Source organism: Ruegeria sp. BF6 (assembly GCF_056538665.1).
The window spans coordinates 38,162-52,874 of the sequence record NZ_JBQFTN010000003.1; the positions used below are offsets into that span (position 1 = coordinate 38,162).

14 protein-coding genes are annotated in these 14,713 nt (G+C 59.6%); 2 read left to right on the plus strand and 12 right to left on the minus strand.

The genetic code is table 11. The annotated features are described in order from the left end of the window. Nucleotides 1-130: 130 nt before the first annotated feature. The 10 genes from ACR0IM_RS10545 to ACR0IM_RS10590 all read right to left on the minus strand — a co-directional run bounded on the left by ACR0IM_RS10545 (nt 131) and on the right by ACR0IM_RS10590 (nt 10,557). The gene (locus ACR0IM_RS10545; RefSeq protein ID WP_480681843.1) at nt 131-1,120 is read right to left on the minus strand and encodes a nuclear transport factor 2 family protein; all 990 of its coding nucleotides are present in this window, start codon (nt 1,118-1,120) and stop codon (nt 131-133) included. Continuing rightward, on the minus strand, nt 1,117-2,160 hold the full coding sequence (locus ACR0IM_RS10550) for a LacI family DNA-binding transcriptional regulator (RefSeq protein WP_480681845.1): 1,044 nt from the start codon (nt 2,158-2,160) through the stop codon (nt 1,117-1,119). Before ACR0IM_RS10550 ends, ACR0IM_RS10545 begins: the two co-directional genes overlap by 4 nt. Beyond that, entirely contained in the window at nt 2,160-2,924 is a 765-nt protein-coding gene (locus ACR0IM_RS10555; protein WP_480681847.1) for an SDR family NAD(P)-dependent oxidoreductase, read from the minus strand. The genes ACR0IM_RS10550 and ACR0IM_RS10555 overlap by 1 nt, the downstream gene beginning before the upstream one ends. Further along, nucleotides 2,924-3,976: an ester cyclase gene (locus ACR0IM_RS10560; protein WP_480641452.1), complete on the minus strand. Its 1,053-nt coding sequence runs from the start codon at nt 3,974-3,976 to the stop codon at nt 2,924-2,926. Before ACR0IM_RS10560 ends, ACR0IM_RS10555 begins: the two co-directional genes overlap by 1 nt. Next, a complete protein-coding gene (gene hisD / locus ACR0IM_RS10565) occupies nt 3,973-5,304 on the minus strand; it encodes a histidinol dehydrogenase (RefSeq protein ID WP_480592085.1) in 1,332 nt (443 codons plus the stop codon). Before hisD ends, ACR0IM_RS10560 begins: the two co-directional genes overlap by 4 nt. Nucleotides 5,305-5,318: 14 nt before the next feature. Further along, nucleotides 5,319-5,846: an ester cyclase gene (locus tag ACR0IM_RS10570; protein ID WP_480592083.1), complete on the minus strand. Its 528-nt coding sequence runs from the start codon at nt 5,844-5,846 to the stop codon at nt 5,319-5,321. A gap of 126 nt (nt 5,847-5,972) precedes the next feature. Continuing rightward, nucleotides 5,973-7,127: a carbohydrate ABC transporter permease gene (locus tag ACR0IM_RS10575; protein WP_480592081.1), complete on the minus strand. Its 1,155-nt coding sequence runs from the start codon at nt 7,125-7,127 to the stop codon at nt 5,973-5,975. 1 nt (nt 7,128) lies between these two features. Next, on the minus strand, nt 7,129-8,151 hold the full coding sequence (locus ACR0IM_RS10580) for a carbohydrate ABC transporter permease (RefSeq protein WP_480592079.1): 1,023 nt from the start codon (nt 8,149-8,151) through the stop codon (nt 7,129-7,131). A 72-nt stretch (nt 8,152-8,223) separates the two neighbouring features. After that, complete coding sequence (locus ACR0IM_RS10585) at nt 8,224-9,435, minus strand: ABC transporter substrate-binding protein (protein ID WP_480681849.1); 1,212 nt, start codon at nt 9,433-9,435, stop codon at nt 8,224-8,226. A 48-nt stretch (nt 9,436-9,483) separates the two neighbouring features. Further along, a complete protein-coding gene (locus tag ACR0IM_RS10590; protein ID WP_480681851.1) occupies nt 9,484-10,557 on the minus strand; it encodes an ABC transporter ATP-binding protein in 1,074 nt (357 codons plus the stop codon). A 161-nt stretch (nt 10,558-10,718) separates the two neighbouring features. Here ACR0IM_RS10590 and ACR0IM_RS10595 point away from each other — a divergent pair, with 161 nt between their 5' ends. Together ACR0IM_RS10595 and ACR0IM_RS10600 are read left to right on the plus strand one after the other, a co-directional pair. Beyond that, the gene (locus tag ACR0IM_RS10595; RefSeq protein WP_480681853.1) at nt 10,719-11,720 is read left to right on the plus strand and encodes an ester cyclase; all 1,002 of its coding nucleotides are present in this window, start codon (nt 10,719-10,721) and stop codon (nt 11,718-11,720) included. Beyond that, nucleotides 11,717-12,586: an amidohydrolase family protein gene (locus ACR0IM_RS10600; protein WP_480681855.1), complete on the plus strand. Its 870-nt coding sequence runs from the start codon at nt 11,717-11,719 to the stop codon at nt 12,584-12,586. The genes ACR0IM_RS10595 and ACR0IM_RS10600 overlap by 4 nt, the downstream gene beginning before the upstream one ends. 20 nt (nt 12,587-12,606) lie before the next feature. On the opposite strand, the gene ACR0IM_RS10605 is transcribed toward ACR0IM_RS10600, so the two are convergent. Further along, the gene (locus tag ACR0IM_RS10605; protein ID WP_480592068.1) at nt 12,607-13,059 is read right to left on the minus strand and encodes an SRPBCC family protein; all 453 of its coding nucleotides are present in this window, start codon (nt 13,057-13,059) and stop codon (nt 12,607-12,609) included. Between the two features lie 113 nt (nt 13,060-13,172). Then, entirely contained in the window at nt 13,173-14,711 is a 1,539-nt protein-coding gene (locus ACR0IM_RS10610) for a tripartite tricarboxylate transporter permease (RefSeq protein WP_480592066.1), read from the minus strand. Nucleotides 14,712-14,713: the final 2 nt, after the last annotated feature.

Below are 14,713 nucleotides of genomic sequence, written 5' to 3' on the forward strand. Positions count from 1 at the left end.
TTGCAACAGGGGGGTCAGCCCGTTGCCCCGGGAGGGCGGTTGTTAAGCCGCTTTGCCCGCAAAGAGGCCCGGTGGCAGTGATACCGCCGGGTCCCTTCGCTGGTATCAAGAGGGGCAGGCACCAAGGGCATCACACGCCCCCGGTTGCCAGAATAATCTGCTTCCAGACCGATGTTTCATCGAACAGGGTCCACTCACGGCGCAGCCTGACATCACCGCCGCTCAGTTCTCCCCATTCGGCGTGGCTGATGCCCAGCACATAAATTTCAGCGCCGGTTGGCTTACCAAATGCGCCCCAGCCATCGTGCTTACCGTGAAGGCTCCACCGGATCGCCGAGCGTGGAGGCATGTTCGCGTCATCGCGTCCGATCTGGTGATGAACGGTGAAGGTCGCATTGGGCATCGCCGCACGCAACGACATCCAGAACCGATCCACCGAGTCCCATCCGTGTCCGGTGACGCCACCCGGGTATTCGGACTGCACGGCCCGGTCATAGTCACGTTCGACCGCACCCATGTCCGCGCTCATCATCCGGGTCAGCAGATCGGCATGACGCTGACCCCACTCGTTGTTGTTTCCGCGGCCCTTGTAGGGGCCTTCGACATCGTTGGCCGGGGTCAGCGGCCTGACGCAGTTTTCTGCGCCACCTTCCCGCGCAATCAGATCGGCAGCGTATTCCTTGGGATCCCAGCCCATCTGGCGGACGATGGCGCCCTGGTCCCGGATCAGCCATTCGTCATTGATCATGTTGTCGATCGCATGGCAATCGGCCAGGATTCGGTACCGCAGTTTGGTTCCGGTGGGCTTGCCATACACCCCCTCGGCCAAATGCGTCGCGGTTGAGATGATCCGATGCGAGCTGAGCATGCCGTCCTCCGGTGTTCCCGACCAGATCACGTCCTCTCCCAACAGTTGGCGATCCGGGAACTCGGCAAGCGTGGCCATTGTAGCGCCGATGACATTCTGGTTGCCCATCACGACAGACCCCGGTGAGCGGACAACAATGTCCTCGGCGTAGTACTCGTGCAAGGTCGAGATGCCGCGGTCTTCCCAAATCTCTTTGGTAATACCGATGATATAGTCGGGAAAATCCCGGAACTTCGGATCGAAGCCTTTCATGTCTCTGTCCTTTGTGGGTTCCACCCTTTGGGCAACCGGGCCGATGTCCGCACGACCAGAGGCCCATCAATGGCCACTTTGCGCGGTTTCGCCGTTGCCGGGGCGTCGATATGTTCAAGCAATGCGGCGACGGTTTCGGCCACCATAAGATTGGCGCGCTGCCGGATCGTTGTCAGGTTGTATGCAGGCCACCCGGCGGGTGGCACGTCGTCATACCCCACGACCGAAACGTCCTCGGGCGCGCGCAAACCCAGTTCAAACCGGATCACGTCCATCACTGCCAGCGCCATGTGATCATTGGCGACAAAAACCGCGTCCGGTCGAGTCTCGGGCGGGACAACAAACATGCGCCGTGCCGCCGCCCGCGTCTTTTCAGTGTCAAAGTCACCGACCTCATGGGCAAACAGGCTCTGTCCGGCTTCCGACAGTACGGCACGGAACCCGGCCTCGCGGTCGCGCTGCGTCGAGGCACCCTGCCAGCCAGCGATGTAGCCGATACGCTCGTGCCCGCCCGCCAGAAGGAACTCGGCCACCTTGCGCCCGCCCACATAGTTGTCGGAAGTGACCGAGGTGATGCCCTCGATATCCTGACTACGGTTGAACAGCACGACCGGCACACCGGCCTGCTGGCAACGCATTGCAATTTCCGACGACATGGCAACCGAGGCCAAAATGACCCCATCCACCTGATAGTCGAGAATCTCCGCCATCACGTCTTCGATGTTCCCGGCCGTCCTCGAAGCCATGAAGATCAGAACATGATAGCCCTTTTCCTGCAGCGCATTGGACAGTTTCTCAAGCGCTTCGGGGTAAAAGTAGTTATCCAGATACCCGACCACCAAACCGATGATCCGGCTTTTTCCCGAAACCATCGCCCGCGCCAGTACGTTGGGGCGATAACCAAGTTCGGCGGCGGCCTTGCGCACCTTTTCTTCAGTCTTCTTGCTTACAGAGGCACCGGGCGTGAACACTCGGCTGACCGCCGATTGGCTAACACCCGCCAGCTGCGCAACCTGAAGAGAGGTAACTTTCTCAGCCATCAGTCCGCCGTCCAACCTCCGTCAATCAGCATCGAGGTGCCCGTCACCAGCGCCGAGGCGTCCGAGGCCAGGTAGGTCACCGCGCCCATGATGTCCTCGACCTCGCCGATCCGGTCCAGCTTGATCTTGTCCATGATCCAGGCGGCCCGCTCGGGATTGTCGAATGTGGATTGGGTCAACGGCGTGCGGATGAAGGTCGGGCACACCGTATTGATGCGGATGCGCTGCTTGCCCCATTCAATGGCCATGGCTTTGACCATGCCCTCCAGCCCATGTTTGGTGGCGCAATAGAGCGCACGGTCAACGCCACCCACATGACCCATCTGGCTTGAAATATGGATGATCGACCCGGGCTTGCCCGCCGTCATCAACGCCTTGGCTGCATAAGACGACAGAAAGTAGGCCGAGCGCAGGTTGACGTTGGTGACCGCGTCGAAATCCTCAGGTGAAGTTTCAACCGCCGGGCCGTGACGCGCCGTTCCGGCAGAGTTCACCACCACATCAAAGACACGACCGTCGAACAGGCCACGCAGCGCCTCAAGATCACCCTGATCCACCACGGCTGCCTCTGCCGACCAGCCCTGCGCCTGAAACGCGGCGACGGTTTCGTTCAAACGATCCGCCCCACGCGCAGCGCAAACCAAATGCGCGCCCGCTTCGGCCAGCGCCACGGCACAGCCCTGCCCGATGCCAGATGACGCGCCAGTAACAAGGGCGGTCTTGCCCGCCAGAGAAAACGAAGGGGTGCGGGGCAGATCACTCATCAGCTCATTCCATCCGGGATATTGATACGCCCCATGTTGCGGGCCTTGTTGAATTCCCGCAGTCGGGCGAAAACGTCAACGCCAAGCTGACGATACGCGTCCAGAAGATCGACCAGAACCCAGTTTTCGCGGATTTTGCCGTTTTCCACCCGCCAGAAATCGAGGCTGCGCATGGTAATGCGCTTGCCCGAGGGTGCGATCCCCATCCAGCCATCGTGGGTCACGGTCTGGATCATGTTGGGCCAGCCGGTCACGGCGGCATAGTCACCATCACCAAAGAAGTGATAGGTAATGTCATCCACATATTGCCCACGATCCGGCATCCCGTTCAGAAATGGAATCTGGTGCCAGTTCCGGAACCCGGAAAACCCACGCCCAGTACCGATGCCCGCCGGTCCGTACCAATTCATCCGAGGATGCCAGAACCGCTCTGGCTCCATCACCTCCGGCCCGCCCTGTGAGGGGTGCTTCTTCAGGTGTTCAAGCATGTCGATGATATGCTGACAGGCCGCCTGTCCCTTGGCCGCATCATAAGGGCCGGGCACAAAACCGTCCTGCGTGGCCGGTCCGGGCACATGCCATTCGCGACCAAGGCTGGGGGCCATCGGCCAGGCACCCGCCTGCATCATCACCTCGGGAATGTCCCACAGGGCCTGAATCTCGACCACTTTGCCGTCTTCGAAACGGTAGAATTCATGGAACCGCATCGTCACCTGATGGCCGGTCGGCGGGATATCCAGCCAAGGCCCGGTGAAAGTGCCGGTGTAGTAACCACCGCATCCGACCCAATCAGCCCCATGTTCATCCGGGCCTGCCATGACGATATAGTCGCGACGCTCCAGATCGGGCCAGGCCGATAGCAGGTATTTGTAGGCGGTATCGTAGTACGCGTCGCTGCCGGTGCTGTCGCCAAAGGGATGGCCCAGCCTGAAAACAGCGTCAGGGGCGCTGACTTCTGCCAGCGCCCTGCGCACACCGTCCTCGCTGAAGTCGTACATTGCCGTCCGAAGCGGCGAGATCAGCGATTTGTGATGTGTTTGTGTGTCACTCATTCAGCGGCGTCCCGATAAGGCGCGGGCTCACCGTAAGGTACGTTGATCCCGCCATAGCGGCGCACTCGGATGTTGCACTGCTCGGCATGGCCAACAAACCCTTCGAGCAGACACAGGCGCGAGCCATATTCACCGATCAGCGTTGCCGCCTCATCGGTTACAATCTTCTGATAGCTATGCGTCTTCAGGTATTTACCGACCCAAAGGCCACCAGTGTAACGACCCGCTTTCTTGGTCGGCAGCGTGTGGTTGGTGCCGATAACCTTGTCGCCGTTCGAAACATTGGTCCGCGGACCAAGGAACAGCGCGCCATAGCAGGTCATGTTCTCAAGGAACCAGTCGTCACGGTCGGTCATGACCTGGACGTGCTCGGACGCGATATCATCGGCGACCTGCAGCATCTCGTCATAGGTGTCGCAGACGATCACTTCGCCATACTCATCCCAGGACACTTTCGCAGTGCCAGCGGTCGGCAGAATGCCCAGAAGACGGTCTACTTCCGACAGGGTTTCTTCGGCCAGTTTGCGCGAATTGGTCAGCAGAACGCAGGGGCTGTTATAGCCATGCTCGGCCTGACCCAGCAGGTCGGTGGCGCACAGCTCGGCGTCGGCTGCGGTTTCATCGGCGATGACCATGGTCTCGGTCGGACCTGCGAAAAGGTCGATGCCCACGCGGCCGAACAGCTGGCGCTTGGCTTCGGCAACAAAGGCGTTGCCGGGACCAACCAGCATGTGAACGGGATCGATGGTCTCGGTTCCCAGCGCCATGGCACCGATGGCCTGAATGCCGCCCATCACATAAATCTCGTGCGCACCGCCCAGATGCATGGCCGCGATCACGGCTGCGTTCGGCTTGCCGTTGAAAGGGGGCGTGCAGGCGATGATGCGCGGAACACCCGCGACCGAGGCTGTCGCCACGGACATATGCGCCGAAGCAACCATCGGGAACTTGCCGCCGGGCACATAGCAGCCAACGGACTGAACGGGGATGTTCTTGTGACCCAGGATCACGCCCGGCAGGGTTTCAACCTCGATATCCAGCATCGAGTCGCGCTGTGCCTGCGCAAAGTTGCGCACCTGCTCCTGCGCGAATTTGATGTCTGCCAGTTCACGCTCGGTCAGCTGGCCGATCAGATCGTCAATCTCTTGATGCGACAGCCGGAAGGACGCGGGCGAGTAATTGTCGAACTTCTCACTCAGCTCGCGCACGGCGGCGTCGCCACGGGTTTCGATGTCTTTCAGCGTGGCTTCCACCACGGCGCGGGTTTTGGCGTCATCCTCGGCCCGGTCGGCGTCAGACTTACCGCGTTTGAGATACTCAATTGCCATTGTCTAAACCTTTTTTATGCAGGACGAGGAGCTGTTTTCTCACCACGGTCATAGGCTTCCCAGCCTTCACCGTTGAAGATATCGACACCCAGCTGCGCGGCGACATGGGCAAAATCGACGTTCACCCAGTTGTCGACGATCCTGCCATCGACCACTTTCCAGAAATCCATGTAGCGGATCTCGACCCGTTTGCCGGTGGGCGCGATGCCCAGAAACTCGCCGGAGTGGGTGGCCTCTTGCCGACCAAAGGCCGCAGCCCACTCACCCATGTAAAGGCGCGCTTCGTCGATGCAGGTCTTGTCCGAGAACGCCGCCTGAAACGGGCGTTGCCAGTTGTCCTGAAACTCCTTCAGGCCGGTTTTGGTGCCACAGCCCTGGTTGCCCAGCCAACGGAAACCTTCCGAGAAAAACTCGCCGATATCGTCGATCCGGTGGTCGTTCAGACCGTCAACCATGGTTTCGATGACACGGCGGGTGTCTGCGGTTTTGCTCATGTCCGTGTCGCGGGTCAAAACCGCTTGTTCGGGACGAGAACCTTTCATTTTCTATCCTTTCAGATCGCAAGAGTGTGTGAGGGGGGCGAAAACCCCGCCGTCACAAAAAGTCCCTCGGCATTCTGTTCAGCGCCGGGTGGCGCGATACAGCGCCGGTGCGCGACCGACTGCTCATCAGCCTTTCACCGCCCCTGCGGTCAGTCCGCTGACGATCTGGCGCTGGAAGATCAGAACAAGGAAGATCAGCGGCGCGGTGATCGACACGGCGGCAGCCACGGCGACTACCTGATCGGTTGTGGTGGTTTCGCGGTTGAACATGCCGACGATGGCCGGAACCATGGTCTGGTTCTGCGCGTCCAACAGCAACGAGGTCACCAGAAAGTCGTTATAGGCCAGCAAAAAGCTGAACAGACCCGTGGTAATCACACCCGGCCACATCACCGGCATGATGACACGGCGGAAGGCCTGGAAGTGGCTGCACCCATCGACGCGGGCGGCCTCATCCAGTTCGGCCGGGATATTCTGGAAAAACGACCGCAGCATCCAGATGGTGAAGGGTTGGTTGATCGCAACCAGAACCGCAATCACCGCGAAGGGCTTGCCGTAAAGCGTCGGGGCATTTTCGCCCAGGATCGGGCTGAGCCATTCCGCAGAGTTGATGAAGACCGGAAGGTAGCCCGCCACCAGAACCGAGTGCGGCAGGGCGCGGAACACCAGTGCCACGATCAGGATCCAGAACGCAAAGGTAGACCCCGAGCGCGCCAGGCCATACCCCGCCAGCGTCCCAACCGTCAGCGAGACCGTCACTACACCGGTGGTCACAATCAGCGAGTTCCGGAAGTTGTTGGAAAAGCCGCGATCAATCCAGACGGTCTTATAGTGTTCGGTCGTCAGACCCAGAACGTCCCGGCCCAACGGGCCAAGGATCGGGTTCAGTACACCAAGGATTGCGGGCAGGATCACGAAAAACACCACCAGAAAACCCACGGCCACGACCAGCACCCCGATAATCCAGCCGATCCATTCCTGACCCGGCTTGGAATAGGATTTCACCATCGAAGGCAGGATCTTGGTCGCCACCAATATAGTGCCCCAGATCACCGCGATACCCAGAATGATATCCAGCAGCGACAGGCCGTTTCCCTTGGCCAGAGTCGCGGGCCCGAAGATCACGTTCAGCGCATTGCTGTCAAAGGCATCCACAGGGGATTTGAAACTCATCACCGCGATCCAGAAGATCGGGAAAGCAGCGACCAGACACCAGAAGACCAGGAAGACGTTCGAGGTCAGTCGCAGGCCGAACGGTTGGCGAAGCGCGCGTGAGGACATATCAGTGACCCCCTTTGTGATCGCGCCATGTCCGGCGCAGCGGAAGGATAAGCAGGATGACGATACCGATCATGGTCAGCATGGCACTGGCCGAAGCCCGGCTAATCGACCGGTTACCGGCCTGGTCCGGCACGAGGAAGTCATAGGTCAGCCACTGCAGCGAGATGACATAGCCCTGGCTAGAGAAACCGACGATCTCTTCGAACACGCGGTAGGCGTCCATCAGGTGAATCATGGCCACGAATATGATCAGCGGCATCAGGTGTGGGATGACAATGTACTTCATCCGCTGCCAGCGGGTCGCCCCGTCTATCACGGCGCTTTCAAGGCTGTCCTGATTAACCGTTTGCAGACCGGCATAGAACACGATGGCAGCAAAGGGCGCAACGTGCCAGACGCGGTAGAGCATCATCAGGATTTCAATGGTCCAAGCTTGTGCGAACAGGGCAATATCGCGGTTCAGCCACCATTCGATCAGCGCGGTCAGGATACCGTCACCCCGGAACAGCCAGTTGATCGACAACACCCCAATGACCGGCGTGATGATGAAAGGCAGCAGCGAGATAAAGATCACCGGCCCGCGGATAGACCGCGCCGCGTTGTTGATCAGAACCGCAATGCCCAACCCGCAGACAATCACCAGAGGCAGAGTGATCAACGTGAATGTCAGGGTGAACCGCAGCGCCTTCCAGAAGTTGATGGTGGACAGAACGCTCAGGCTGCCTTCGCTGATCGCTCGCCAGGCCCGTTCCGGTTCCAGCACGTTGCGATAGCTTTGCAGCCCCACGTACTGGGTCTGGGTGATGACCTCGCCATGTTCATCCAGCTTCGGCTGCGATTTCAACTCGGTGACACAGGTCTGAGTTAGGAAACCGGGTGTGCAGGTTTCGACCTCGACCGTCTCATAGATCGGCTGGGTGATGTAAAAGCTCTGCTTGAACACGCTGACCAGCGGGAAAGCGATAAAGAGAAGCATCATAAAGACAGAGGGGCCAACAAAGGCGGCAAATGTCCGGAAATTCATGGCTCTGCCTTTCTCATGGTTCTCGAGGGATAGAGAGCGGATGGGAGGGCCGGAGCCCTCCCCCCGGGAGGATCAGTTGTTGATCAGGCCCGCTTCTTTGGCGGCGGTCAGATACTCGGCCTCGATATCGGCCAGAGTCGTCTGCGCATCCTTGGCACCGGTCAGATAGTCGGCCAGACCGTTACCCAGCGCGCTGTGCAGAACGCCCATCGGGGCCGATGCGGGATACGCCTTGGCGCCGTTCTCTGCCGAAGCCGCGGCACCGGCTGCCAGATCACCCGGTGTGTAGGCCGGGCTCAGCCAGACCGCGACATCGTTGTTGGCGCTGACCATCTCGCCATCAATGCCTTCCAGAACAAGGCGGAACGCGGCGTCCGCTTCTTCGTCGCTCATATTCGCGGCCAGAACGATACCGTCCCACCAGATGGTGGTCGACGGTGCAGCGGCACCCATCGGGGCCGACGCCATGGTCACTTTGCCGACCACCTGGCTTTCGGCCTCGTCATTCATTGCAGCGGCGCGGCTGGCCCACAGGTTCGCCATGGCGATCTTGCCCTGCTGGAACTGTTGCTGAACGTAGGTCGAGTCAGAAACCAGGAATTCCGGATCCATGTACTCGGTCATCGCTTTCATGGTCTCAAGCGCTTTGACGCCCTGTTCGTTGTTGATCGAGGGCATGTTGCCTTCGCCAAAGAACTCACCGCCTTCGCCCATGTACATGTTGACGAATTCCTGCGCGAGGTTCCAGCCGGTCTTGAAGGTTCCGCCAATCGGGTACTCCATGACGCCGGCTTCCTTGATTTTGGCAGCGGCGGCCAGAACGTCGTCATAGGTCTTGGGCTCTTCGATACCCAGATCAGCCAGAACGTCGTCGCGGTACATCAGGTGCTGTGCGTTCACCATCATCGCAATCGCCATGACTTTACCGTCCACCTTGATCAGCTGGTTCGGCAGCAGGTCCTGGCCGTACTTTTCGACCAGATCATCCAGCGGACGCAACGAGCCTGCGTTCAGCAGCGGGATCATTGTCTCGTTTGCAACGCCACCGATCTGATACAGCGAAGGGCTCGCTGCAAAGGCTTCAGGCTGCTTCTCGCGGAATTCCTGGTCCAGCGAAGCACTGAAGTTGCCGCATTCGGCCATCGCGTCGGTGACAGCTTTCCAGGCCTCAAAACCAGCCGAAAGCGATTTCAGCGGTACTTCGTTTTCATATGCGCATTCGGCCCATGCGCCAGTTGCTGCGAGGGACATGGCGCCTGCCATGAAGAGTGATTTGAGTTTCATGCGTTTCTCCCTGTCAGGATCGGTCCGTCGTCGACGTCCGGACCGGTGTTATGCCCGAATGGGCTGTTTGTGGGATTGCTCCCCGATCCGCGCACCGCTTTCAGCTTCAAAGAGGTGACAGATTTCCGTTGGCACCGAGAACGAGACCATCTCGCCGATCTCGGCTCGGAAGGCTTTGTCAGCCTTGACCGATACAAGCGCACCACCGACCCGGACCGAGATCATGGTCGCGTCGCCCAGCAGTTCCAGTGTGTAGATCGGTGCCGTGATCTGGCCCTGCCCTTTGGCAATGCTGGCGTCCTCGGCGCGGAAGCCAAGGGTCATGGGACCATCTGTGGCATCGACCGGAATTTCCACGTGCTTTGTCCGGAACACACCGCCCGAAACCTCACCGTCCATTAGGTTCATCGCAGGCGAGCCGATGAAGCTGGCGACAAAGGTGTTTGCCGGGCGGTCATAGATCTCGGTCGGGCTGCCGACCTGCTGAACCACACCTTTTTTCATGACCACAACGCGATCGGCCAGGGTCATCGCTTCGATCTGGTCATGGGTCACATAGATGGTGGTGACTGCCAGTTCGTGGCTTAGGTTCTTGATCTGTGCTCGCGTTGAAACCCGCAGTTTGGCGTCGAGGTTCGACAGCGGCTCATCCATCAGGAATACGTTGGGTTCACGGACGATGGCGCGGGCCAATGCCACACGCTGCCGCTGACCACCGGACAGTTCGGCGGGCTTTCGATGCAGGAATTCGTCCAGTTCGACCATCGCGCTGGCACGACGCACTTTTTCGTCATGCGTTGATGGGTCGATGCCGCGCACTTTCAGCGGAAATCGGATATTCTCATAGACGTTCATATTCGGGTAGAGCGCATAGCTCTGGAAAACCATCGCCACGTCGCGGTCCTTGGGCTCCAGATCGTTGACCACCTTGCCATCGACCAGAATCTCGCCCTCGGTGACGTCTTCCAGACCGGCGATCATCCGCATCGTGGTAGTCTTGCCGCAGCCCGACGGGCCCAGCAGCACCAGAAACTCGCGATCCGCGATGGTCAGGTCGAAATTGTGGACTCCGACAAAGCTGCCCCAGCGTTTGCCGACGTTGCGAAGTTGAATTTCCGCCATGGTGCCCCCTGCAAGGATTCGCTTTGCATACGTTTGCAAAACTGTATTCTTCAGTAATCATTTCTGGCAAGACTTTTTTGCATACGTATGCAAAAAAGTTCCTAACCAGCGATTCTCAATCGCTTAAATCCGAAGCTAACCATCAGAAAAGCAGTACAAACGTGAGCTTTCAGAAAGAAAAAACACTCGTCTCCTCGTTCTTCGAAACCCTCGACTCAGCCAACGGGTCGAATCTGCCCGACGTTGTTGGGCAGTTCTGCGCTGATGATGTTTTATGGCGCGGCTTCCATCCGTTCGACGAAATAACCGGTGCAGACGCGGTGGCACGGGCGTTCTGGCAGCCGCTGAAAACCAGCCTGAAGCGGATGCAGCGCCGGCAGGATGTCTTTTTCGCGGGCACCAACTCTCTGGAACCGGATGCGGATGTCTGGGTGGTTTCGATGGGTCATCTGATGGGCCTGTTCGATGCGCCATGGTTGGGGATTCGCCCCACCGGCAAGATGGTGTTTCTGCGTTGTTGCGAGTTTCACAGGATCACGGGCGGCAAGATCGTCGAAACGGCGATGTATTTCGACATTCCGCATCTGATGGTTCAGGCCGGACAAAACCCGTTTCCACCGCAAACTGCAGCGCATCTGATCCAACCTGGGCCGCTGACCCATGACGGACTGCTGACCGAGGACCAGCCCGAGGAAGAAGGCCGCAAGACACTGGCGGCGATCAATGCGATGATCGCGGACCTTGGTCAGTGGAACAGCGGCTTGTCGCTTGAAGACGAGTTGGCCCGCACATGGCATGACGACATGATCTGGTGGGGCCCCGAAGGGATCGGTGCCACCTACACGATCGAGCGGTATGCCAAGCAACATTCCGGCCCATTCCGTGCGTCATTCACCGAACGCTCCAAGACCAGGCATATCTGCCGTCTGGCCGAGGGGCATTACGGCGGCTTCTTCGGCTGGCCTAACTTCACCGCCGTACCGACAGGCGGTTTCATGGGCATGCCCGCCACCGGAAAACCCGGCGAGTTCCGGGTGATCGACATCTATCGCCGCGCGGGTGACAAACTGGCCGAGAACTGGATTTTCATCGACCTTCTGCACTTCTGGAAACAGCAGGGAGTCGATATTCTGGCCCGCACAACTGGGATTGAAACGCCATGAGAATCGATGCGCATCACCACCTGTGGAACCTGAAAGCGGTGGAATACCCATGGCTCATGGACAAGGGAGCGGTGCGGTTCTTTGGTGATCCCACTCCGATTCAGCGCGACTATCTGCTGCCTGAATTCCGCAAAGATGCCGAGGCCGCCGGGTTTACTGCCTCAGTGCATATTCAGGTCGGCGCAGCCGATTCATGGGCCGAGGCACAATGGGTTCAATCCGTCGCCGATCAGTTCCCCGACTGGCCTTTGGTGCAGGTCGCCTATTGTGATTTGACCGCAGGCGACCTAGCGGAAAAGCTGGACCTGCTGCAAACTCTGCCCACGCTACGCGGGGTGCGCCAGATCATCGGCCGCGCGCCGGGTGAGGATGAGCTGTCGGGTACAAATGACCTATTGGACAATCCAAAGTTTCTGGCGGGGCTGAAACAACTGGGCGACCGCGGCCTGTCCTTTGACCTGCAATTGTTGCCCGAGTTGATGGAGCGGACCGCGGCCGTGCTGGCTCAGGCACCGGCAACGCAAGTGGCGCTGTGCCACGCGGGGTCGCCGCATGACCGGTCCGCACAGGGACTGGAAGGCTGGGCCAAGGCGCTGCAATCGCTTTCGGCACTGCCGCAAGTCACCTGCAAACTCTCGGGCCTCGGCATGTTCGATCCCAATTGGAGCACCGACAGCGTCAGGCCAATCGTCGATCACTGCCTGGACCAATTTGGGCCTGAACGCTGCATGTTCGGGTCGAACTTTCCGGTCGACATCCTGTCATCCAGTTACGCGGACCTGATCGCCAGACACAAAGCACTCATCTCTGAGGCCCATCATGATCAGGTTTTCGGACGCACCGCGCAGCAGTTTTATCACATGTAACGGGCAGGATGTTCTGACGGTCAGGGCACCGATTGCTCGGACACGATCTCACCAAACCGGGTGAAAAACTTGCCCGACAGCTTTTTCGCGGTGCCCGCGATCAGGCGGCTGCCCAACTGGGCGATCTTGCCGCCGACATCAACCTTGGCAGTATAGGACAGCACCGTCTCATCCCCGTCTTCGGTCAACGTCACGTCGGCCCCACCTTTGGCAAAGCCTGCCGCCCCGCCCTTACCTTCGCCGGACAGGGAAAACCCGTCTGGAGCGTTGGAGGTGTCCAGCGTGACCTCTCCGGCGAATTTTGCCTTGACCGGCCCGATCTTCAGCACGACCTTGGCCGCCAGCTCATCGGGCGCGTTCTGGGTCAGCTCCTCGCAACCCGGGATGCATTCCTGCAAAATCTCGGGGTTGTTCAAAGCCTGGTACACGACATCCCGTGGTGCCGAGATGCGGATTTCATCACTCAGGTCCATGCGCGCTTCCTTTGATCAGTGACTTGCCCTGTTCAGCAAAGTTACAGGTTCCACCGCATCTTTCCAGAGTCTGTTTCGGCGCCGCCGATCCCTGACCGGCGGCACATGGTTCATCAGTCGCTGATCGCGCCTTCTTCATCCCGGCGCTGGTGCATCTTGGCCTTGACCCGGGCCCCCACGATCAGGGGCAGGACAAAGCCGATGATGGCGATGGACCACAACGCGATGGACAGCGGGCTGTCGATCAGGGTCCACCAGTTGCCATTGTCGATGGTGACCGCACGGCGAAGGTTGTTCTCCATCGAGTTGCCCAGCAGTGTGCCAAGGATGATGGGCACCAAAGGCACGTCCAGCTTACGCAAAACCCAACCCATAACGCCGAATCCGATCATCACCAGCAAATCAAAGCTGGAGCCCGAGATGCCGTAGATGCCGACAAAGCTGACCATCGCCACGATCGGCATCAGGATGCGCGAGGGGATCATCAGCACGCGGGTGAACAGGCCAACCATCGGGATGTTCATCGCCAGCAACATGAAGTTGGCAATGAACAGCGCGGCGATCAGGCCCCAGACCACATCCGGGTTCTGCGTAAACAGCAGCGGTCCCGGCGTGATGTTCAGCGCCAGAAGCACCGCCAGCAGAACAGCCGTTGTCCCCGACCCCGGCACGCCCAGCGCCAGCATCGGCACCAGGGCACCACCGGCGGCCGCGTTGTTTCCGGCCTCGGGTGCGGCCACGCCACGGGGATCGCCGGTGCCAAAGGTGTTTTCCTTATCGACTAGCCGTTTCTCCATCGAATAGGAAATGAACGATCCCAGCGATGCCCCTGCCCCAGGCAGAACACCCGCGATGAAGCCAAGGAAAGAGGTCCGCAGCATGGTCGGCGTGCATTTCTTGACCATCGACATTGGCGGATAGAGGCGACCGATGTTCAGTTTGCGGCCTTCGGCATCCGACCCTCCGTGGCGATGTTCAAGAAAGATGAACACTTCGGACAGGGCGAACAGACCGACAATGGCCACCAGGAAATCGATCCCGTCGTACAGATGCACCTCGCCATAGGTAAAGCGCGGCACGCCGGTCTGGGTGTCGACGCCGATGGTCGCCAAGCCAAGACCCAGCGCGGCGGCAAAGGCCGATTTGGCCTGGTTGGTCGAGGACACGCCACCCAACGTCATGAAGGCCAAAGCGAACAGGGCGAAATACTCGGCCGGGCCGAACAGCAGGGCAACCTTGACCAGCTGCGGTGCCAGCAGGATCAGGCCCCATGTGGCCAGAAACGCGCCAACGAATGAGGCGATGCCGGACAGCGACAGAGCCTCTCCTGCCAAACCCTTCTTGGCCATGGGATGGCCGTCGAGGCAGGTCATCATCGCGGGCTCGTCGCCGGGGATGTTTAGCAGGATCGAGGATATACGCCCCCCGTACATTGCCCCGTAATAGACACTGGTCAGCAGGATCAGCGAGGGAGTGGCGCCCAGCCCCAGCGTAAACGCCAGCGGGATCAGGATGGCCACGCCGTTCGACGGGCCAAGACCGGGCAGCGCGCCCATGATCGTGCCCAGAAAACAGCCCAGCAGGGCCAGCATCAGGTTCTGCCATGTCAGCGCGATGGCGAAACCGTCTGCGAGGGATGCAAGAGTTTCCATGT